Here is a 21,147-nt window from a genome sequence, read left to right as displayed (position 1 = left end):
TTCGGCGCGCCGCCCACGGATGCGCAGGTCACCGACCTAGCCTTTAGGGGAAAGGAGCAGGCGACATGCCAAGCATCCCCCAATCTCTTCTGTGGATATCTCTCGTCGTTCTCTGGCTCTTCGTGCTCGTGCCGATGCTGATCAGCAAGCGCGACACCGTGCGTCGGACCAGTGACGTGGCGCTGGCGACGCGCGTGCTCAACAGCGGCCGAAACACGCGGCTGCTGAAACGGCGCGGTCCGGCAGCCGGTCATGCCAGCGATCCGGACTGGCGCCCGTCCGAAGAAGACCTCGACGAGGAGATCGAACCGGAACCCGTCAGCCGAGCGGTGGTGCGCGCCGCCGCGGTCACCGTCGAGGAGAAGTCCGAGCCCGACTACCTCGACGTCGATGTCATCGGCGAGGACTCCGGCGCCTTGCCCGTCGGAGTGTCAGACCGACAGGAAGCCGAAAACGAAGAGCTCACACTGCAATTCGACGAGTCGGCGGGCGAGACCGACGCGGTCGCCGAGGAGCAGGAAGCTGAGCCGGAGGACCTGGACGACGAGTACGAGACCGTCGACGATTCATCCGGGCTGGAAGCGCCGTCCGAGGCCGACCTGCAGATGGCGGACTCGCTGTCCGAGGCGCGCCGGCGCAGGCATGAGTCCAAGACGGCGGCCGCGGTGAGCGAGCGCAAGTATCGGTTCCGCAAGCGGATGCTGACGGCGCTGGGCGTGCTGTTGGTGGCGTCGGCAGCCGCGGCGTTCACGCTCAGCCCGTCGTTGTGGTGGCTGTGTGGCGCGGTCAGCGGTTTCACCGTCCTGTACCTGGGCTACCTGCGGCGGCAGACCCGGATCGAGGAGCGGTTGCGTCGCAGGCGTGCGCAGCGCATCGCCCGCTCGCGGCTGGGCGTCGAGAACACCGATGACCGCGAGTTCGACGTGGTGCCGGCCCGCTTGCGGCGGCCGGGTTCGGTGGTGTTGGAGATCGACGACGAGGATCCGATCTTCGAGCATCTGGATTATGCGCCGTTCGCGCGGCACTTCGACCTGCCGCGGGCTGCGGGGCAGTAAGCCCGTCGATTTTCGGCGGCCATCCGATGACTGGTAGCCTGCTACCGGTATCAGGGGCTATGGCGCAGTTGGTAGCGCGACTCGTTCGCATCGAGTAGGTCAGGGGTTCGATTCCCCTTAGCTCCACAGTTATTGAGCAGGTCAGAGGGCATTTTCAAGGTTACGTCGGGAACCACGTAACATCTCACGTAACATCAGGGATTGTGGCAAGCATCCACGCCCAAAAGAACCGCGCCGGGAACACCTATCGCGTGTTGTGGCGGCAGGACGGCCGCCAGCGCTCACTGACGTTCGAAAACCTCCCTGCCGCAGAGCGTTTCAAGGGCCTGCTGGAAGATCACGGTCCTGACGAGGCGCTGCGCATCATCGAGCTCGACGAGGTTGGCCGCCATGTTCCGACGGTCAGTGAGTGGCTGCACACTCACATCGACAATCTGACCGGCGTGCAGCCGGCCACGCTTAACCGCTACCGCACCTACGTGACCCGCGACATCGACCCCGTGTTTGGCTCCATGCCTGTCTCGGCAATCACCGAGACGACGATCGCGAAGTGGGTGAAGCAACTCAGTGGTAGCGGCAAGACGATTGCCAACAAGCACGGCTTCTTGTCCGGGGCTTTCAACGCCGCGGTGCGCGTCGGCGTTGTGGCATCTAACCCCTGCCAGGGGCGACGGCTGCCGCATACCCGGGTGGAGGAGACGGTGTTCCTCACCCCAGATGAGTTCCGGCTGTTGCGTGATCACATCGAGCGCGAGCGGTGGAAGAACCTGGCCACCTGGCTGGTGACCACCGGCATGCGCTTCTCGGAGGCGACGGCCCTTAGCGCCTCAGACATCGACATCGAGGCGAAGACGTGCCGAATAAACAAGGCGTGGAAGTACTCCGGTGACTACCGGCCAGAGATCGGACCGCCCAAGACCAAGAAATCGATCCGCACGATCAGTCTGCCGCCGGCGGCGCTAGAGGTCGTCGACCTCACAGCGCCAGGCTTCCTATTTACGAACGGCGCGGGCAATCCTGTTCGCGCACAGGAGTTCTTCAATGGTGGCTGGAAGCCGGGACGTGAGAGTGCGATGAAGACCGGCTTGACGAAGTCGCCGCGTGTGCACGACCTTCGGCACACGTGCGCGTCGTGGATGATTCAGGCGGGTGTGCCACTGCCGGTTATTCAGCAGCACTTAGGGCATGAGTCCATCCAGACGACCATCGGTGTCTACGGACATCTCGACAGACGAAGCGCACAAGCCGCCGCCGACGCCATCGGGTCGGCGCTCGGCTAGCCGCTTTCAAGCGACCATCGCCGACGTCTGCCTTCGCCGCCTTACCGACATGAAACAGCGGTTATCCATGCGGATGGAGCGTGGCCCATGCGACAGCTGGTTCATGCTGGGCGACATGACCGCCAGCTAGCGTCGCGCCTACTTCGAGTATCAGCTCGCCGCAGCACTAGGCGGCGTCATCAGGGAGTGCTCCCTATCACCGGTGAGTTCCCGAGCCGGACCATGAACATCGTGCGGTTCGGCGCCCGGCAAACCACGCGAGGGCAGAGACGGCAACCCCGCGGAATTGTCTTGGCGTGATGAGACATGGTCGATGCAGACACGCCACACCGCACCAATTCAGGAACAGGACCTGATCGGAGCCCTCGAAGGCATGAAATGGAAGAAGGACTGCTGCCGCGGCCTCTTCGGATCCGCGACATACTCGCCGACAAAGGAGCGGACCTGCCCGACGACAAGATCATCGATCCGTGTATTTGGCAGGTGAATTGGTGGTTGCCGAAGTGGGGCGACCCGAGGACCACTCCTCTCACCGTTGGCCACATCCGATTGCGGCCTGGCGAAACGAATGGCTAGAGACGGCTAACCAGCTCGATGCCGACGGATATCGATAGCAAGGCGACTGCGCTCACCTGAAACCACAGGCTCCACGCGATCTGCCTCGCCTTGGTGTTGTTGCCGACGCGCAACGTACAAATGGTGCTCGCCTGCTTGCTGACCCATGCCCTCGTCGCGTCGTCTGCGCGCCGGGCCCACTCTGTGTTATCGCACGCCAATGACTTCAGTGCGTCATCGCTCATCACCTGGTATTCAAAACCGTGCGCTTGCACCACAATTGCGATCATCGCGGACACGAGAAACGCGATCATCGCTGCAATCAGGAAGTAGATCGCGCACCGATTATGGAAAACCGCATCCTTGCCCGTGACCAGCACCGTCAACCCGAAGATCAGCGTCAGCATCGTGCCACTCGCGGTGAGCAGAGTTGCGCCGCGGCCCTCTAGAGCCCTGCGCCGGTCGAACTCGGCGGCCAGGAGCTTGTCGGTGATCGTCTGGTAGATCAGTCCAGCCGGCGAGATGGGGTCTACAGACTCACCTGCGGCGGTGCTCACGGTGAGGTTCTGGCGGTGGAGCGCTGCCCGTGATGGCCTGTTCAGGCCACGGGTCCTGCCAGGGCTCGGTAGTGACCGTGATCGGCGGGGGTGGTGGAGGCGGTGGCGGATCCGCCGGCGTCTGACTGGATGGAGTCTGATCCTGCGTCATGGTCTTGCCCTCAGATATGGAATCCCGGCCCTCTTAGACCGCGAGTAACCAATGATTCCACCGCCCACCGACACAACCCACCACGGCGCGCGGACCAATGTTTTGCAAGGTCCGTGTGCGACCCTGCAAAAATCAGCCCAGCTCAATCGTTTTCTTCGTCATCGTTGTCGATTGGCTCGTTGCCGTAGGACTCCTGGCGCGCGAGATCGGCCGCGTCGGCCGCCTCGTACCGACGGTCCTCACGATCCGCCCATCGTTCATGTCGCTCGTCGACCCGGCGGTGATAGGCGTCCGGATCGGTGTTCCACAGTCTCGCCATATCAACGCATCTGGGGCAGACTTGTGAGTCGCTGTCATCGAACGCCATCCGATAGATGACGCGCACACCCATTCCGCAGGCCGCCTCCGTTGTGCCGTACTCGATGATCGCGGTCCCGGGCTGTTTCAAGACCCACTCATAGGTGTTAGCGAGATACTCCTGTTCCTCGGCTGGCATAAGCAGGTAGGCATGGATCGGACCGGGTTCGACCGGCTCGATCGGATCGAGATCCTTTCCGGTCACATCGAACCGACGTGCGGCAGCCCTGAAATCGTTGAACTTCATACGTGCCTCCGCTTCGGAGATTGGGTCTCAGCCAAGGACAGGCGCGAGATGACTGAAGTGCGAGCGCATTGGGTGTAAGCGCGACGACTTGCTTACCCGCTGCCCGGTCACAGTCATGAATCCCTCACGGCTGCGAAGCTCGATCGAGATCCCGTCGTCGACGACGCGGCGCCAGCCGCGGTCCTCGTTCAGGATGCCGAAGACGTGCAGGCCGGTGCCGGACGGCGACCGCTCGATGTACGTCTTGTCCGACAGCGGGGCGAGGAGCTCAGCGACGGCGGGGTGCAGCTGGTTTCCGATAAGGCAGTGCTCGATGTCGACGCAGCCGACGTTGCCGCCGAGCATGTATCCCTTGTTCTTCCAGGCACGGACCTGCGGGTAGGACGCCCAGGTGCTCGGGTCTGTCGTCGACGCCGGGCGACCGTCGGTCCGCCGCGGCTGCATCGATGGCCACTCGTACGTTGCCCACCGGTGTTCCTTGCGCATGAGCTCAGGAATCACCGCCCGGTGAAACGCGACGCGGCATCGGTCGGAGCAGAAGCGGGCTATGCGGCCCGGGCGCAGCTGGTCGATAGGACCGCCGCACTGATCGCAGTATGGAGGCATACCAGAAACGGTACTCGCGATACGACTCGCTGTCTACGAGCTGCAGCGATTCGGATTTCACTGCGCGCCCATCTGCTTACGGCAAATTCCCAACTCGTCCCGGCCGCGCGATGTGGGGGAACCGTAGCCAGCAGAATCAGAAGCCTCGGCCGACAGCCGTTCAACGCCGTCCCGGGGGTCCCCACACTGCCAGGCGCATTATGGCGTGACGAATGACTGCGCCGATACCGCCTCAGGTCCAAGTGCAAACACTCGATCTCGTATTCATGGATAACGACGACTATCCACCGTCATTCCGTTGAATTGTGTGGCCGTCGGCGCACTGGATGTCGTGGCTGCGGGAGCGTAAGGCGGTGTTGGGCATGGGAACCGATCGCACGGTGCGTCGCGCGCTGCGCTCCGCGTCCTGTCGAGTGTAGGGCGATCAGCACAGGCCGTCGGCCCTGCCGCGAGAATCGCGATTGCTCAAGCGCCCCGCTGTCGCAGTCGCCGTCCATACCGGCTGTGCTTCGACAGTCCCGACGGCGACGGTGAATCCGCAGGTCGTGCATCGATGCACATCGATTCGATAGCCGCTTCGATCTGAGCCTCCGTCATCGCCCATCTGCCCGCTCGCTTCATGCCGGCGAAGGTTCGATCACGAAGCTTTGAGCGGAGGTAGGACTCGGAGAACCCGAGGATGCGGGCCGCCTCTGCGAGGTCATAGATGATCGGGATCATCGTGTGCTCCTTCCTGCGGCGCGAGTGTTTGCGGCCCGCGGGGCAGTTGCGCGACGTCTTCGCCGTCGCGATGTACTCGCCCGGCCAGCACGGCCTCGTGCTGCTCCTCCACTCGGGCGGCTTCCCATTCGAGGACGTCGCTCAGCCGATACCGGACATGCCGCCCCATGCGGGCATAGATCGGGCCGGTTCCTTTTGAGGCCCACTGGGCGAGAGTCTTGGCCGGCAGTCCCAAGCGATCCGCAAGTTCGCGCCGGCTGAGCCACCGCTCATGGATGTTGTTGCTCATAGCATTTCGACCTTTCCCGCGTGACATCAACGCGGTATTACATGAGCGTAAGCCTCCACGGACGTGCTATAGGTACTAATTTTTCCGCGGCGGCGCGGCGATTCACACCGGTTCACGCCCCGCATCTCTCCCGCCGTCATCGCACTGCCTCAGCCCTTCTCAACATCAACACTTTTCACTCGTGGCAGCCCATATATACTCAAGGCATCTCAAACAAGTTGCTACTCTTGATATTTCAGTAACATCGACCCGACAATCTGCACGGCACATTGGCACAAGGGTGCAATACTGGTTTCGGGCGCGCTTGACGCGCTCCCGAAACAGACTCCTCGGCAGGCCATTTCGTGGTCGAAAGTTGCGGCGGTGTTGACTATTTCGCGGTTGAAGCGGTTCGGTATCGCCTACTACAACGACACCGCTGACCAAGTCAAGCAAGGAGCGATGGACCGGCAGCGGGCCAATGGTGGGCTGGGGGAGTATTACTGCGAAGGTGATACCCGCACACCGACCTGGTTGGTGGTCGGTGACACCGAGAGCATCGCTGGCACAAAGGGACTCAGCGGTGGCGCGCTGGATGGTGGTGAGGTCGACACTGAGACGGCCCGTATTTGGCTGGATGAGGGCCGCGCCCCGTCGGGTGCCAAAGGGCGGGGATTCACCGAGAACAGTGTGCATGGTTTCGATCTGACGTTCGCCGCGCCGAAGAGTGTGTCGCTGCTGCGCGCGTTGACCGATGACATCGGTGAGAAAGTGATGGTGGCCGCTCATCTTCGTGCTGTTGAGGCAGCGATGGCCTATCTGCACCGGCATGCCGGCTACACCCGGGTGCACAACCCGGTCACCGGGATGAAGGATCTGCAGCGCCTGCCGGGCTTGGTGGCGATCGCGTATCAGCACGAGACCTCACGGTGCGGGGACCCGCATCTGCATACCCATGTGATCGTGCCCAACCGCCAACCCCGCACCGACGGGCAGTTGGTGTCGCTGGATTCGAAGTCGCTCTATCACGAAGCTAAGGCCGCCGGGATGATTTATCAGGCCACTTTGCGCCGTGAGTTGCATGCCGAGCGTGGCTTCGAATTCGACCCCATCGATGCGCACACCGGGATGGCTGAGATCGCTGGCGTCACCCACGAGTCGATTCGGGCGTGGTCGCAGCGCTCCTCCCGGTTGCGGGAATGGGCCCGCGACAACCTGGTGCTGGTCGACGGCCAACCCAGCGCCGCCCAGTTGGCCGCCGCGCAGAAGGCCACCCGCCCCGCCAAACCCGAATCCCTCGGCTGGCTGCAACTCAAGGAACAGTGGCGCGCCGATGCGCGCGGTCTGGTGTTGGATCGCGACGCGCACTACCGCGCGCGCACTGAACGCCGCGCCCGGGGCGCGCACCGCGGCGAGCAGCGCGGCGGCGTCGCGCAGTTGGGCGCGCACATCGGGGCGGCGGCCGCGCACATCGATAGGGCCGCGTTCACCCGGGCCGACCTGGTGGAGCTGCTCGCAGCCCAGCTGCCGATCGATCTGCCTGGTGAGCCGGGTGAAGTGGTGGAGCGCGCCGTCGACGCGGTCAGTGTGCCCGTGAGTGCGCCGCGCGCCGCGCACGAGCGCGAGGGCCACCAGCGGTTCACCTTGGCCGCGATCATCGCCGAAGAGGAACGCATCCTGGACATGGTCGATGCTCGCGACAATCGCGCGCTGCTCGATGTGCGCGCCGATGACGTGCGCGGCCTGTCGGCGGGCCAAGCGCGCGCGGTGCGCGCGATCGCGGCCTCACCGTTTCTGGTTCAGCCGTTGGCCGCGCCCGCGGGCGCGGGCAAAACGCACTCACTGATGGCCCTGCGCGCCGCGGCGCATCGGGCGCGCAAACAGGTGCTGGTGCTCGCGCCGACCGGCAAGGCCGTCGATGAAGCCCTCAACGGCGGCGCCGGCGACCGCGGCCTGACCGTCGCCAAAGCACTGCACCTTGTCGCCGACAGCCAACTGCGGCTCGACCGCACGGTGGTGGTCATAGATGAGGCCTCCATGCTCGGCACCCCCGACTTCGGCGCACTGCTGGCGGCTACGACCCACGCCCGGGCCAAGGTGGTGCTGGTAGGGGATGCCCGCCAACTGGCCCCGGTCAAAGCCCGCGGCGGCATGTTCGAACAACTCTGCACCGAGCTGCCCTGGAGCCAACACCTCACCGAAGTCTGGCGCATGACAGACCCCTTAGAGCGCGACGCGTCCCTCGCGCTGCGCAGTGGGCACGGCAACAGGCTGCGCAGCGCGGTTAAGTGGTACCGCACCAACGGTCGGCTGCACACCGGTGATCCGATCGCGATGGCCGCCGACGCCTTCGACGCTTACCTCACCGACCGCGCAAGCAATAAGGATGCGCTGTTGGTGTGTGGCACCTGGGAGATGGCCGACGCGCTGAACCGCCGCCTGCACGACACCTTGACCGAGCCCGGGCCCAGCGTGAGAGCCGCCCGCGATCAACATATCCGCGTCGGTGATGTGATCATCAGCCGCGCCAACGACCCCACCATCGCGCTGCACCCTGGCCCCAACAACAAGGCACAGTCACTGGATCAGGTGCGAAACGGCAACCGCTGGCGGGTCGCGGGCATCGACACGGCCACCAATCGGCTTGCCGCCCAACGTCTGTCCGACGGTGCCCGCACCGTCTTCGACGGCGACTACCTCACCGAGCACATCACCTTGGGCTACGCCACAACCGTCCACGCTGCCCAAGGCGTCACCACCGACCTGCCACGCCCTGCTCGGCGAAGGCGCCTCCCGGGCCATGGCCTACGTCGCCATGACCCGCGGACGACACACCAACCACGCCTACCTCTACCAAAAACTCAACCACGAAGCCGACCGCCACCACGCCACACCCATCACCGCACCCGAGATCCATCAGCTACACCGAGGAGGCAAATACCGTGCCGCAGGCACTTTCCGCACCATCCTGGCCAACGACGACCGCCCCACCACCATGCACACCCACGCCGAACATACCCCGACCGGGCTACTCCCAGACATCGCCGCAGAGACCCTTGAGCGCAACCAGCAGCGCCGCAGCACACGCCGAACGATCTGGAAGCAACACCTCGAGACCGTCGAATCGTGGCGCACCGGATACGAACGCCTAGCAGCCGCAGCGCGCCACCACGGGACTGGGATCGAACTTCAGGCCGACGGTCTAGAACTATAAATCTCGGTGTCGTCAGTGTTACCGCGCGCTCGGCTGAGGTAACTCATATTTGGGTCCCCGCTACGCGGTGAACGGCCTTAGCGCAACCGATCCCTCGAAGCCAACGCCACAATCGGCAGGGACAGATCCGCGACTCGGACACGGTTGCACCGGGGAACGATCCCAACCCGCCGAGGGACACGCGGTAGCGCTGACGCCACCCCCGTTCAAGTCAGGAGCCCCCGAGCGGCCACCCACGGATGTCCCGAGGCTCACAGCAAATACGCTGTAAATCGTGAACCAATCCGGCTGGGTTACCGTCCTAATCGCCGCCTTGGGATTCGTGAGCACGCTGATGGCCACGGGGCTAGCCCAACTAGCTGAAGGCAAGCGGGCGAAAAGGACTCGTGACGACGCGATCCAGAAAGAGCTACGCGAGGCCAAGCGGAACGATTACCGCGAGATCCTTCGATTCATCGCAAAGACGCGGCTATTCGTCATCGAAATGCGCCGACGGCTTGAGGAACTCGAGGAGTGGTCCGCACAGGCCAGTTCAGACGCCCGCGAGGTTGAGGACCTAGAAGCGAGAGCTCTGATGCTACGGCGGCAGTTCATTGATGAATTACCGGGGATACAGGGCTTGGTGGGCATGTCCGCTCCGGACGAAGTGATCGCCATCTTCGATAGGATCGGTAGCTTCGGACCGGAGATCGCAGGCGGTATGCAGACCGTGTTGCACCTCAAGATTGATGGCAAGCGATACGCCAAATCCATCGAGGCAGAACTAGGCCGACTCGATCAACTGGTGACGCTGTTAACCGAAGCGCGGGACGTACTCCGCTCCGAACAGCTTCTCAAATGATGGTCTAGCTGGTTGACATGTTCGGCGACTTGGTGCAAACCACGGACGGCAGATGGATGACCCGCCCGCCTAGCCGATGCCCCAACGGTCAACCACTTGGAGCCGGTCAGGTTCTCGTCGGTCACGTCGCCTGTCTAGGCCATGGCGGCGCCGGGCACTCCAGTTGGCATTGCAAGACATGCGGCGTCGTGGTGTATGGGCCACCGTTGAACACTCACTGCACAGCGCTGGAGCGTCCTGCCGTGGTGCGGATCTCAACGCATCGGCAGTAGTCCTGCTTTTGCCGCACGGTCAACCGCAGAGATCTTAAAATCGCGGCATGAAGTGCCGGCGCCATTGACGAAATCGGCGCTCTGCTTCCGAGCGATGCGGGTGCTCAGTGCCCGCGTGACCAGACCCTGAACATCAGACGCGGAGTCCTGCAACAGTTCCACCGAGACCCGCAGCGGGTCTGAGACGCCAGTGTGACGTAGCGGAACGCGCCAAGGGTCTTCTCACCCAAGGTGAGATCAGCACCGCCGGAACCGGGTGCAGTGGCCTCAGCGGCGATCATACCTTGATTGCTGACCTCCTCCAGAGTCGGCCAGCGCAGCCGCGCCCGTGTGATCGTGGTGATCGTCTCGGCGACTTTGGCGACACGGCCAAATGCCCTTATCCGCTCGGTGATTCGCAGCAGCAGTGTCTCACGGACGGTGAAACCGCCGACCGAGTCGGTGCCGACGGTATGAGCACGCAACTCAGTGAGGTCGGCATTAGGCCTGTGCCCCGGCGGGTCGTACAGAACTAATCCGATTCTTCCCGGGGTCCGCCGCTATACTTTTCTGACCTTCGGCTTCGACTTCTTGCTGTCGTCGACCTTCAATCTCTCTAGGTCTCCTCGGATCCACTCGCAGGTATCCAAGTAGGCCTCGATCGCCGCCTCCAGGCGATCGGGTGACCCGTCAAGTAGACCGGCCTTGAGTGGGCCCCAGTCCGCGCCTTGCTCAAGCGCTTCATTTAAGACTTGTAGTTCTATGCAGTTCGGGTTCCACGTCGTCTTGCTGATTGGGAAGTGCTTAATCGTTGGTCCGTACCAACCGTTAGGCGCGGACTCTCGATAATGTCGGATTTTGTAGTCTTCGGCCAGTAGACCGAGCAGAATGGCGTTCTTGGCAAAGGTGTCGGCAAAGTATCTGTTGATGGCTAGGTGCGCTTTGGCGGTTTCAGCGACATACGACATTAACAAATACCAGTCGTGGAAGTCTTGCCAATTCTCCGACGTATCTGAGAATTCGAGTGCTGAGCTCCAAAGTGACTTCGGTTCAGTGACCGCGCGATAAGCCACGCTAGCAATTGGACGTTGAGACGCGTAGGGGGCGCTTGGAGCTATCCAGTTCCAGATTGGAACCTGCTGCCAGGGCCATCCCGCCCGCACGTCATGAGTTAAATCCCTGACACGTATCCAGTGTCCCGTTTCTGTCGCTAAGAAGGTGCCAGAAGTCATGATGAGTAAAGTGGGTATCTCCCGAAGTCGCTCCCACTGCCCTAAGCCGGCTAGGGCCTCCGAATTGTAATCGTTCGGGCTCCCGGTCCCGCGACAACATTGCCGTGCGATTCGCTGCAGCGACGCTCGCCATGGTCGCATGTCAACCGTATCGCCGTAGCAACTTGCCATCGCGACTGAGGTCGCTAGAGGCGCCGCCAGTTCAAACAGTTTTAGAGCTTGGCGAGCGAACTCGGCCAGCGGCAGGACATCATCTCCGTACTCGAGATCAGGTAGGGGAGGAAATCTCTCGCGATCATTCATGGCCTCGATGACTCTGTCGGTTTCCATCCTTACCAGCGCGGCGAGTCGCGCCGGACTTCCAGTATCGAGGAGTTCAGCCGTTGCTTCACCGAGTCCGTATGGATCATCCCTTCAAGGTGACCCGAGCGATGTCTTGACCAGTGTCTTCAATTGAGTGATAAGGCGCTGAAGCGACTCGGCCCTACGTCGGCCAAATAGATCGCAGCGCGTGAGGTCGCCCATCTGCTCGCCTGCCCGAAGTTGAAATGCCGGGACTGCGACCTCGCTAAGTCGAACCGGAATTATCCATGTCTTATTGAGCGGCATTTTCCGGAACTCTTCGATGGCCAGATTGATCTCTTCGTTCTGATATGACTTTTCACGCGCGGCTGACGCCTTCGAGAAAACTGGAACAAACACTAGAGAGGACGACGCGATTGCCTGTGCAATTTCCCTCTTCCAATTCTCGCCCGGCCACAATGATTTGATATCGCGCCATACGGGGATGCCTTCGCCTTCAAGTGCGGCGCAGAGTGCGTCAACAGCACTTTTATCGTCTCGCACGTAAGAAATGAAGACGTGGCCGCCCTTCGCGCTCATGCTCGATATGTTAACCGCTGTGCGGGTTACACAGGCAGAACAGCTGCAAACGACTTCGGTGAAACTTATCGCTTGCGCTCCGCGAGGGGCAGTCGTTGCTCAGCCCGGCGGTGTCGCGACGGGGATTTAGGCGCGGAAGAAACGAAATGCCCTCCGCGCGAGACGAACCCCGCGCGTCAGGATCGGCAGCTTCGACCATCATGGCGACGTGGAGGTCCGCGACGTTGCCCCTATCGCTGATGGGTGCTGCGGCCTCGCAACAATTCGCACGAGAATCCGGGCAGCTGGATCGGTGAGCGCCCAGACTTCGCCTCATGCCCGCACGACTCTTTATTTCCTCGGTTACACACCTCTCGAAGGAGGAGCGCGCCGCTCTAGCACCGTTTCTGAGGTTGCTCGCTCACGACCCCTTGAGGTCCGAGGACTTCGAAGTGGACCGGTCGAGCCGGGAGGCATGCCGGCCTGGGTTCGAGGCGGCGGATGTATACGTGCTGTTGCCTGGCCCGCATATGGGACACCGTTTCTCGATATCGTCTGTCCCCGACGGCGGAGGAGTTCCGGAGCGCTCGTCAACGTAGTATCCCCATTCTTTTACAGATGTGACCGACGTTCGAGTTTCTTCCTATTGCCTCCACCGACGGTCCTCGACAGCCGCGCCCAGCACCCTTTAGTCGTCCGTGCCCTTGGCCTTCTTGATCCAGTCGCTAAGCGCCTCGTCGAGCGCATCACCTTTAGTCGGACGAGACGCAGCAAGCTGCTCAAACTCGCGGACTACCGGAAGGCTCGCGCGTATCGACAGCTTCTCTCGCCCCGTCGTACGCGGCGGAGGTTTCTGCCGCAACTCCTCAGCGGGGAAGTCGGTTAGGAGCTGTAGGTAGTTGTCAGGTGTTGGAATCATTAAGTCGCCCTGAGAAAACCAGGTCAGTTGTTTGCACTGCGCGGAGTTGCTACATATGCCGCGGTGGTGGACGTAGTCCTGCCGCAGCCGGCTGACGTCGCCGAAGTAGTCAATCTGGAAGTCATACTTGCTGCACTGCTGCGCGTCCGCGAGCGCTTCGCGGTAGTACTCTTCCCAGTCGGTGTAGAAGTCGACAATCACCTGTGCCGCAAACTGTTTCGATACCGCTGCTGGCGGGCCGTCGCCACCGGTCGTTCGGCGCTTGGGGTCTACGATGGCCTTTATTGCCGCCAGGCTCAGTGTCGTTCTGGAGGGATGGTCAACCATTGTGTTAGTGGCGAAGTCATACTGCCTCAGCGGCAATGCGATCTCGCTCGCAAAGCTCAGGTGACGACGTACCAACTCTTGCGCAATGACCGTCATTGATCCCAGGCTGCCGGTCCCGGCGATCAAGAGCGATGTCTTCAACGACAACAGCATGTCTGCGATGATTTCGTCGACTGTCGGCGCTCCCAGGGGCTCCGTTTCAAGAGCCTCGCGGGCGGTCCTAGTTGCCGTGACGAGGGCATCCCATTGCGGCAACAATTCTTGATAGGGCGTGAACGCCAAGACCGCGTCGTAGACAGGCTGCAAGATCGCAACAAGCGCCGGATCGGTCGGCGGGTCTTGCGACCACAGGTCGGTGATTGGGGTTGTGAGCATCCGTTGCGGCACGCGATACGCCGGGCTGGCGTTGACGAGCTGAAGGTTGGCTCTGGCCTCGGGCCTGCTCAACATCTGCCGTGCGCGCTGACCGGTGGGCAGTGCGTCAAATTCCTCGATGTCCATCAACGCGCTTCGCCACCGGTCGATTGCTTCGCGAGTGGCCATGTTGACCACCATAATTTGTAGGCGTCAGCGATAGCCGCGCTATCGTCAGCAACGATGACCGACGACCGCGGATGGTGGGCCAGGCACGGCTGGTTGTTGCCGCTCTCGTTGGGACTGACGGCATTTGGAGTGGCGATCGCCGCGTTGATCGTCGACATCCCCGTCATGCGCGACCTGCATTGGTGGTCCAACACCCTGCAGCTCGTCGGAGCGATCGTCGCGATCATCGGCTTCAGCAGCGCCTACTCACGCGCGGCGAACGACCGCACGCTGCGGGAGCAGTTCGCGTTGTGGGCGAAACAATTCCGTGCCTGGCTTCGCGCAACATGGAACAGGCTGCGAGGTAAGGGCGTCAACCACGTAGTACACGCTTCCCCGTTGGAGGCGATGCTGATCGGCGAGACCGCGCATATCAAGCTGACGTCGACGCTGACGCTCGATCCAGACGCGCAACTCCGTCAGCAGGTCGAGCAGGTCGTCGAGTTCGTCAACCGCATCGCTGACCAGGTGTCGGCGCTGCGGGATGAGGTGCAGCGGCTCGACCACCGCATCGACACGGCGGCCACCGATGCCGTCAAGGCCGCGGCGCAGGCCCTGGCCAACGCGGAGGACCGCATCGCGCAGTTGCGCGCGGCGGCTGCCCCTGCGGGGTGCCGCAATCCCGTTCGATCCCATGGCGATAACGTGATGACGGATATGAAGGTGGCGGTTCTCGCCCTCTACGCGGTCGCGTTCCTGCTGCAGATGGCCGGTGCCGTCGGCGTCATCCAAGACGTGCTGAGCAGCCGCCGGAACATGCGCGCGTTCAACAAGGGGCTCGACGAAGCCGATCAGCTGGCGCAGCAGCACGCGGCCCGCGTTGACCAGCACCGCGGGATTGGGAGCAGGCGACGCGCCTGGCAGTCTGGCAGATAGGACCAGCCCCGGCCCGTCAACGCGAAGCGCTCGTCGCTTGGGTTCGTGCCCAGAACGACATCAGCGACCGTCGACGCTGGATCGCGATCGGGCTGCTGCTTGGCGGACTGGTCGTCGGCTTCGTGGGCAACGTCCTGTCGCTCTTCCCCTAAGGTAGCTCGCCGCAAGTCCCTCAGCGTCAGATCTCCAACACGCCCTGGGCGCCTTGTGGGCCGCATGCCTCCTGGCAGCGCTCAAGCAATTCAGTCTTGGTCAGCGTGGCGGAGTCATGCGAGCGATCCTCGCAACTGATGATGTACATGTTCTCGCGACCCGGTCGATTGGCAGTAGAGATGCCCCTGTTCTCGTCGAATGCGATGGTGTGTAGGGGATCGCTGGAATGCCATCGCACGGTGGCGAGCCGGTGCGAATCCGCAGGGCAGCAGGACGAGCACTTTATGCCTACCTCGCGGTCTGGTTTTGGGTTGGTCATGCTGCCCACCCTGCCAGTTTCTGACCGATCGCGGTTTGCTGGTGCAATGTCTGGCGCTGTTCGGTTCCCCGCTGGGTCCCCACAAGAATCTCGCGCCGCTTTGAGCGACCATTAGAGGCAACATGTGACCTGCTGGTTCTCCGTCAATCAACGCAGTCTTCGCGTGCAAAGGCCCAGTTCGACTCGTTCGCATGGAGTAGGTCAGTAGCTTCGGCTCGAGTGGACCTAACGTCGTCACCGTCTTCACGCCGCCGCGGAGAGGTCTGCCCGCCTCTGCGGACACGCGCACGCTGCCCGCAGGTGTAGTAAACGTCGGTTGCGACCAGGCTGCGCTTCAAAAGCCACCTTGGCTTCCGCGGGATCCGAGTTGCCGTTTATTCGGCGAGAATGACCTGGATCCGCGGAATGGGTCAGTTCTCATGAAACGGTAGAGAGATCCTTATCTGCTGTGCGACAAGCGTTTTGAGATTTTCTCGGTCGGTGTACGCACGGGCATTCGGTAATCCGCTGGTCGCGGGCTGAAGGCCGCGGTAAGCGGACTTGCTGCGCCGGCTCTGACCACATTTCTGACGACAACGCTGGCGCCGGTTGCGCGCCGAACTACGCGCAACGGGGTCGATTGCATGTGGCGGGCGCCGGTCTAAACGCTTGATCAGCCGTGGTCGCCGATTCTTGATCACATGATGCGGCTGCGCATCTGATTGAAGGACTCCCGATATTGCTCTGTGGCCGTCTTCGCCCGCTCAAAACCTCCACCGAAAAGTCCGGCTTGAAGTGGCGCGTAGCTGGAGTACTGCTTTGCGAGATTCCCAGCGAATTCTTCGAGTGGGTTTCCGTGTCGCCGCGACCGCCAGGTCGACCGTCCGAGCCAATGGGTTTCCCGTAACCATTGACGCTGCGCGTCTGCTCCATGGCGCGAGTTCAACAGGTCTTGATCGACCAGTCCCAGAACGACTTCCGTTGAGTCGAAGGCGGCGTCGTAGTCCTCGTCGTCAGGAAACTGCTCGTCGAAGATCGGCCGCAATATCCGATGCAGCCACGCCGCAGAGGACGTGTGGTAATTCAGCCCTTCGTTCCTGTCGATCGCTGCCTGAGTTGTATCAATGTCCTGGCCCATCACAAGCGAGTTGACGAGCAGTTGAGGGATCGAATCGTTGTCGAATGGCTTATAGGGGTCGACAGCCTCGATCATCGAAAGTGCCGGCGCCGCATCGTAACTCCGGTCGGTCACCGTATTGTCGATCAGCAGTGTCTTGAAGTTCTCCCATTTTCCTTGACCTGAGGAGGCCATCGCGGCGACGAACACCGCGACAAGCAAAGGCACGTGGCGTAGATGCAGCAAAAAAGTGTGCCCACCAGCGATCTTGTACGCTTCCGTTGCAAACGCTTTCAAACCTTTGACCCAAGGGGTCAGCGTCTCGGCCGTGCCGTAGCGCGCCGAAACCTGCAATGACCAGCAGAATGGTTCGGCAAGATGCCAGTAGTCGTTTGCCGTCGAGGCTCCGTCCACTGCCAGTTTGCTGTTCGTCCCGCCCTTCCAATCCGTAGGGAAGCGCTCAGCGTCGCGCATCGCGGTCCTTACGCGTGCCACCTCTGCGCTGATGATGTCGTCGAGATCGATCTCTCGATCGCGGTCGCGGATGAGTTCTTTGGTGAGTTTTCTGAACGACTGGGGCTTGTCTGATTCGTGTGTTTCTTCAAGAGCGGTTCGTCGGGTGGAAGCGTCGACGCCCGTTAGGCCCAGTGCGCGCTTCACTGCCTCCATCAGCTTGATTGCGTTATCGGCGTAGTCAAGCCCGAAGAGGTCCGCGTAATCAAGGTCGCTCAAAGTCTCCGTCGTCGACAGTTTCCAGGTCGGGATGTCTCCGCCGTCGAAGCGCACGGGTATGAGCCAGGTCCGGTCGGGTGGCCGCAGTCGGTATTGCTCGACGGCTAAGTGCAGTTCCTCGTTCATGTACGACTTTTCTTTGGCCCTGGACCGTTCAGAGAAGCACGCGAGGAATGCGATCGATCCCGACGCAATGGCTTCGCGGATCTTGTCTTTCCACTTATCGCCGGGGGCGAGATCTTTCCTGTCGCGCCAGTATGGGATGCCAGCATTTTCCAGGTGTCGGCAAAACTTATCGACTTGATCCTTGTCCTCGCGGACGTACGAAATGAAAGCGCGCTTGCCGTCGGTTGGTCCGGCGTCCAACTCTTCCCCCTGATGATTTTGTGAGTTCGCGGCGGGATCGTCGAGACAGAGTTCGTCGGTCCGGTTAGCAGACCCGACGCATGATCAGGAGCCTAGTCGTGGCGGCAGCGTGAGCCGGGAGCGATCGGGCTGCGTGTTCTGGTGTCACCTGGTGGTGGTGACGCGTCGCCCGACGGACTTTGTCCATCATCCACAGACTGATGGGCAGGCTGCTTTTACATTCGCATGGCAACGCAACCAATTTCGCCGGCGTGCGGTGACGGGGTGACGGGATTTATCGTCGCCAGTTGTCAGCGCTCTTCGGCACGCGCTCGTGCGGCGTCGCGGATTGCGATGAGGAACGGTGCATCTTCTTTTTGGACCGAGGGGGCCAATTGGTCGTAGGGGCGGACTGACTCGTGGTTCGGTTCGCTGCGAGACATCCAGGCCGACCACGCGTCGTGCACATCGGATGCCTGTGTGCCTTCCCCTTTGGCGCGCATGAGCACGGCGTAAAGGACGAATAGGTCTTCAGCGGCCTCGGGTACGCCGGTGCCAGCGGGCAAGCAGCTTCGGATCAGTTCGGCGTCGTCGTCGAGGTAGCTCATGCCAGCAGTCTGCCGACCAGCAGGACGATATACAGCAGTCCGAAGACGATTGGCACTATTCGTTCGACGCCACCCAGTTCGCGGAAGACCTTGCCGAGCCGCGCGCGGCGGGTGCTCTCCTCGTCATAGGGCATCAGCTCTGTCCACTCGTCGGTATACGGCTTTACCGGCAGATGTTCCGCCTCTATCTGGTTGATCACTGCGAACTTGGCAGTGTTCAGCCTCCGGTAGACGCGGAGCAGGAGCCACCAGCACACTGACACAGCGACACCGGCCAGGCACACGGCGGTGAACCTCACCGCGGACTCCGGCTGTGTCGTGGATAGGCCCACCACTGCGATCAGTGTGGTGTTCACCGTGAGAAAGAAGGCATTGGCCACTGCGCGCCGGGCCGATACACGGTCCGCCATCTCGACCGCGAGCTTGTAGATGTCCAGGACCCGTGGGTCAGGCAGTGCTTCGTTAGGTTCGTTCATTGCGCGCCGCTGACTAGCTTCTTGAGATTTTCCCAGGTCCAGTCGTACATCTTGTCGGTTGCCCTCGCCGTCGTCGGGAGGGTCGAACCCTGCTGATATCCGGCGAGGAGGAAGTAGTCGACGCCCTCCGCCTGGGCGATGCCGAGCTCAACGCCAATGCCGGTCGCGAGGTGGGTGTGCTTGCCGCACAGGACGATCATGAGTCCACTCGCGCGGATGCGGCGCCTGGCCTCTTCTCGCCATGTCGGAGATGCCGTCTTGATAGACCAGTCGTGCACTTCGAACGGCGAGTCGGGGTTCTTCGACTGGCCGACCAGCAGGTCCTTCAACCTTGCGGCGTTGTCGTAGTCGAAGCTGATGAAGGCTCGTTGCACCACGCTGTGCTCCTTTGGATCGAACTCCCCGGCGTCTCGCCTGGTTTGCTCGGAGGATTTTGCCAGGTGCCTCCGACAAGTTGCAGTCACGTCATCGCTGCCTTCATCCATGTGGTATGTGCGTGAAGAGCGCGTTGTCGCAGCGAGGGGTTTAGGTTCGCAATTTCCCGGGTGCCGCATCCGCGACGGCTGCGAGGACATCGGCTGCAAGTGCGGCAACGGAGGCGGCCACCAGGTCGGGTTCTCCGATCCCTTCCTCTGCGCGACCTGCCATGATGGATCCGAGGGCATCGGGTCCGTCTGCAAATAGGGCGGGCAGCCAATCGAGAGCCCGCTCGGTCACCGTCTTGGAAACCGGGTCGAGCAGTAGGCGCTGAAAGCTTGAGCCGAGCGCCGCCATGTCGGTTGTTGCCACGAGCAAGCGGTAGATGTCGTGAGCGTCCTTATCGTTGAGGCGGTCGGGTTGGTCACGCCGTTCGTGGATTTTGTGGACTTTGGCAATCAGGAGAGCGGCTGGCCCGGCAACTCGGGCTTCGAAAGTCCTTGTGTCGTCAGGGTCGAGCGCAGATATCGTGCGGAGCTCATTGTCGACCACCGCGGCTTCCAGGCCGACAGTCCGCCTTGTTGCTTGGTTGGAGTGAGGTGGGATTCGGGCGCCGCGATGAGACCTACCGCCTTGCGATAACGCATCAGGAACCATCAAATCCACCGGGATGCCTGCGGGGTTCACCCATGCGCCAGGCTGGCCGTTCACATTTGGATAGAAACCTGCTCGTTTCATCGCGTTCTCAAGCAATGGCTCGTCTGGGAGTTCCCGCGGGTCCACTGCCAGATCGCTGTCCTTCGTTGCCTCGGCTATCGCAACATCCGCGTGGCCACTGTGCAGATAGATGGCTTGCGCGCCGACCACGACGATCGAATCGTGTTGTTCGGTCAGGGCTTCGAGGGCGTCCAGCAGAGCTGAACGGGCTTTGATAAGTAAATCATCCACGGCGCCACTCGCTTTCGTTGCGCTCCATCCATGAGATGAGTTCCTCGCCCTCGGAAGGGTTTCGTCCTGGACCCGTGAGTAGGTCTACTGCCGCCTGTTCAATCGCGACAATGACTGCACCATCGCGATTGGTGTTGGAACCGCTGAACACGACGTCGTAGGCCGGTTCGGCAAGAATCACGTTCGCCCCCTTTTCTGCAGGCCGTAGGCCCCATTCCTTCGCCGCCTGCGCCGCATCGTCGACGTAGACCATCGCCGCGCGGGCGGGAGCGTACGGCGCCCATTGTGCAGCCGCGATGGTTCCGGTTATCGCGTACGGCGAGTACTGGGATTTGGCGGCCTTGGTCTGCAGCGCTTCTAGACCGCGAGGCTCGATGTAGCTTGATGTTCGGTTGTTGCGAAAGAAGCTATAGTCGCGACTCCATCGGCGTAGGAGCCTTGGCCAGTCCTCCAGGACATAGTTTGTCCCTGTTTTCCGCACCAACCCTTCCTCTTGAAGGAACTCCAACACCCGGTATGTTGCGCCAGTAGATGCTCCGGAGGTGCTGACGAGATCGCGGGCCGACCATGGACCGCGCCCTGCGATGAGCGCCCGCACTACACGAGCGGCTGGCTCACCCGCTAATGACCCGCGTGGCCGACCCCGACTTCGCCAGGGATCCTTGTCGGCGCCCCGATCACGAACGTAGAGCGCGGGTCGCGACGACTGGACCAGGATGTTGCCGGTGGCGTCGATGTATGACACGTCTTCTTCCGACAGTCGCTCGCGGATCGGGGGAGCGAGGTATCGCGACATGACCATGGTCTTGGTATTGATGAGTTCGCGATCTGCCGCCCACCGCAACTGCTCAGAGACCCGGGGAATGTCGCGGCCGACAAGCAGCCGCTTCACCTCCAGGAGGAAACGAGCCTGCTCGCCCGAAGGTGCGGTAAGCGCGAGTATCGCGTCGATCGCGGCGTCCGCCGGCGAACGCTGAACATCAACGCGCCAGTCACCAGGCAGGCGACCGCGCAGCAGCTCCATGCACTCAGTCAGGATTTCTGCTTCCGAGCTCGGCGGGGTGGTTGGTTCAGTCACGAGATCTCCTGTTCGGAAAATGTACACGTTCCGATGGCTGCGGAACAAGTTATTTACCCGAGCGTCTTAGTTTCTT

21 protein-coding genes, 1 tRNA gene and 1 pseudogene are annotated in these 21,147 nt (G+C 62.0%); 7 read left to right on the top strand and 16 right to left on the bottom strand.

Annotated features, from left to right (window positions below; genetic code table 11):
- Positions 1–65: 65 nt before the first annotated feature.
- The 3 genes from sepX (at position 66) to AU072_RS01595 (ending at position 2,335) form a co-directional block, all read left to right on the top strand.
- Positions 66–1,055 carry a divisome protein SepX/GlpR gene (gene sepX / locus AU072_RS01605; RefSeq protein WP_064412103.1) on the top strand — a complete coding sequence of 330 codons (990 nt, stop codon included), beginning with the start codon at positions 66–68 and terminating at the stop codon, positions 1,053–1,055.
- A gap of 53 nt (positions 1,056–1,108) precedes the next feature.
- A tRNA-Ala gene (locus tag AU072_RS01600) sits at positions 1,109–1,181 on the top strand.
- A gap of 77 nt (positions 1,182–1,258) precedes the next feature.
- The gene (locus AU072_RS01595; protein WP_064412102.1) at positions 1,259–2,335 is read left to right on the top strand and encodes a tyrosine-type recombinase/integrase; all 1,077 of its coding nucleotides are present in this window, start codon (positions 1,259–1,261) and stop codon (positions 2,333–2,335) included.
- Between the two features lie 572 nt (positions 2,336–2,907).
- Here AU072_RS01595 and AU072_RS01585 read toward each other — a convergent pair.
- From AU072_RS01585 to AU072_RS27410, 4 genes are all read right to left on the bottom strand, one after another.
- Positions 2,908–3,447 carry a hypothetical protein gene (locus tag AU072_RS01585; protein ID WP_064412100.1) on the bottom strand — a complete coding sequence of 180 codons (540 nt, stop codon included), beginning with the start codon at positions 3,445–3,447 and terminating at the stop codon, positions 2,908–2,910.
- A gap of 293 nt (positions 3,448–3,740) precedes the next feature.
- Complete coding sequence (locus tag AU072_RS01580; RefSeq protein ID WP_064412099.1) at positions 3,741–4,202, bottom strand: hypothetical protein; 462 nt, start codon at positions 4,200–4,202, stop codon at positions 3,741–3,743.
- 27 nt (positions 4,203–4,229) lie between these two features.
- Positions 4,230–4,808, bottom strand: coding sequence for a DNA primase (locus tag AU072_RS01575; protein WP_133147256.1), 579 nt, complete (start codon positions 4,806–4,808; stop codon positions 4,230–4,232).
- A 700-nt stretch (positions 4,809–5,508) separates the two neighbouring features.
- Complete coding sequence (locus tag AU072_RS27410; protein ID WP_082680894.1) at positions 5,509–5,817, bottom strand: helix-turn-helix transcriptional regulator; 309 nt, start codon at positions 5,815–5,817, stop codon at positions 5,509–5,511.
- A gap of 363 nt (positions 5,818–6,180) precedes the next feature.
- On the opposite strand from AU072_RS27410, the pseudogene mobF reads away from it, so the two are divergent.
- A pseudogene (gene mobF, locus AU072_RS01565) lies at positions 6,181–9,010 on the top strand (MobF family relaxase).
- Between the two features lie 274 nt (positions 9,011–9,284).
- On the top strand, positions 9,285–9,851 hold the full coding sequence (locus AU072_RS01560; RefSeq protein ID WP_064412096.1) for a hypothetical protein: 567 nt from the start codon (positions 9,285–9,287) through the stop codon (positions 9,849–9,851).
- A gap of 254 nt (positions 9,852–10,105) precedes the next feature.
- On the opposite strand, the gene AU072_RS28900 is transcribed toward AU072_RS01560, so the two are convergent.
- The 4 genes from AU072_RS28900 to AU072_RS27405 all read right to left on the bottom strand — a co-directional run bounded on the left by AU072_RS28900 (position 10,106) and on the right by AU072_RS27405 (position 12,216).
- Positions 10,106–10,285 carry a phage major capsid protein gene (locus tag AU072_RS28900; RefSeq protein ID WP_407937574.1) on the bottom strand — a complete coding sequence of 60 codons (180 nt, stop codon included), beginning with the start codon at positions 10,283–10,285 and terminating at the stop codon, positions 10,106–10,108.
- Positions 10,228–10,587 (bottom strand): phage major capsid protein, encoded by a 360-nt coding sequence (locus AU072_RS28895; RefSeq protein ID WP_064412095.1) that lies wholly within the window; start codon positions 10,585–10,587, stop codon positions 10,228–10,230. The genes AU072_RS28900 and AU072_RS28895 overlap by 58 nt, the downstream gene beginning before the upstream one ends.
- Before the next feature lie 75 nt (positions 10,588–10,662).
- Positions 10,663–11,175: a hypothetical protein gene (locus AU072_RS01550; protein WP_133147255.1), complete on the bottom strand. Its 513-nt coding sequence runs from the start codon at positions 11,173–11,175 to the stop codon at positions 10,663–10,665.
- Positions 11,176–11,748: 573 nt separating this feature from the next.
- Positions 11,749–12,216: a toll/interleukin-1 receptor domain-containing protein gene (locus AU072_RS27405; RefSeq protein WP_082680892.1), complete on the bottom strand. Its 468-nt coding sequence runs from the start codon at positions 12,214–12,216 to the stop codon at positions 11,749–11,751.
- 314 nt (positions 12,217–12,530) lie between these two features.
- Between AU072_RS27405 and AU072_RS28890 the strand changes: the two genes are divergently transcribed.
- The gene (locus AU072_RS28890) at positions 12,531–12,794 is read left to right on the top strand and encodes a DUF4062 domain-containing protein (RefSeq protein WP_082680891.1); all 264 of its coding nucleotides are present in this window, start codon (positions 12,531–12,533) and stop codon (positions 12,792–12,794) included.
- An 89-nt stretch (positions 12,795–12,883) separates the two neighbouring features.
- On the opposite strand, the gene AU072_RS01545 is transcribed toward AU072_RS28890, so the two are convergent.
- Entirely contained in the window at positions 12,884–13,984 is a 1,101-nt protein-coding gene (locus AU072_RS01545) for a hypothetical protein (protein ID WP_133147254.1), read from the bottom strand.
- 54 nt (positions 13,985–14,038) lie between these two features.
- On the opposite strand from AU072_RS01545, the gene AU072_RS01540 reads away from it, so the two are divergent.
- Positions 14,039–14,899 carry a hypothetical protein gene (locus AU072_RS01540; RefSeq protein ID WP_064412092.1) on the top strand — a complete coding sequence of 287 codons (861 nt, stop codon included), beginning with the start codon at positions 14,039–14,041 and terminating at the stop codon, positions 14,897–14,899.
- Between the two features lie 178 nt (positions 14,900–15,077).
- On the opposite strand, the gene AU072_RS28120 is transcribed toward AU072_RS01540, so the two are convergent.
- From AU072_RS28120 to AU072_RS01510, 7 genes are all read right to left on the bottom strand, one after another.
- On the bottom strand, positions 15,078–15,371 hold the full coding sequence (locus AU072_RS28120; protein WP_133147253.1) for a hypothetical protein: 294 nt from the start codon (positions 15,369–15,371) through the stop codon (positions 15,078–15,080).
- Positions 15,372–16,047: 676 nt separating this feature from the next.
- A complete protein-coding gene (locus tag AU072_RS01535) occupies positions 16,048–17,565 on the bottom strand; it encodes a toll/interleukin-1 receptor domain-containing protein (protein WP_064412091.1) in 1,518 nt (505 codons plus the stop codon).
- Positions 17,566–17,855: 290 nt separating this feature from the next.
- Positions 17,856–18,152 (bottom strand): DUF7701 domain-containing protein, encoded by a 297-nt coding sequence (locus AU072_RS01530; protein ID WP_064412090.1) that lies wholly within the window; start codon positions 18,150–18,152, stop codon positions 17,856–17,858.
- A complete protein-coding gene (locus tag AU072_RS01525; RefSeq protein WP_064412089.1) occupies positions 18,149–18,628 on the bottom strand; it encodes a RipA family octameric membrane protein in 480 nt (159 codons plus the stop codon). The genes AU072_RS01530 and AU072_RS01525 overlap by 4 nt, the downstream gene beginning before the upstream one ends.
- Positions 18,625–19,113, bottom strand: a complete 489-nt coding sequence (locus AU072_RS01520) for a hypothetical protein (protein ID WP_235629899.1) — start codon at positions 19,111–19,113, stop codon at positions 18,625–18,627. The genes AU072_RS01525 and AU072_RS01520 overlap by 4 nt, the downstream gene beginning before the upstream one ends.
- A 40-nt stretch (positions 19,114–19,153) precedes the next feature.
- Positions 19,154–19,993 (bottom strand): hypothetical protein, encoded by an 840-nt coding sequence (locus AU072_RS01515; RefSeq protein WP_064412088.1) that lies wholly within the window; start codon positions 19,991–19,993, stop codon positions 19,154–19,156.
- Positions 19,986–21,071 (bottom strand): helix-turn-helix domain-containing protein, encoded by a 1,086-nt coding sequence (locus AU072_RS01510; protein ID WP_174523775.1) that lies wholly within the window; start codon positions 21,069–21,071, stop codon positions 19,986–19,988. The genes AU072_RS01515 and AU072_RS01510 overlap by 8 nt, the downstream gene beginning before the upstream one ends.
- Positions 21,072–21,147 lie beyond the last annotated feature (76 nt).

The organism is Mycolicibacterium novocastrense, assembly GCF_001499835.1.
In the GTDB taxonomy this organism is placed as follows: domain Bacteria; phylum Actinomycetota; class Actinomycetes; order Mycobacteriales; family Mycobacteriaceae; genus Mycobacterium; species Mycobacterium novocastrense.
The sequence above is the reverse complement of the archived record's forward strand: the minus strand, read 5'-3'. Positions and strand labels throughout refer to the sequence as shown.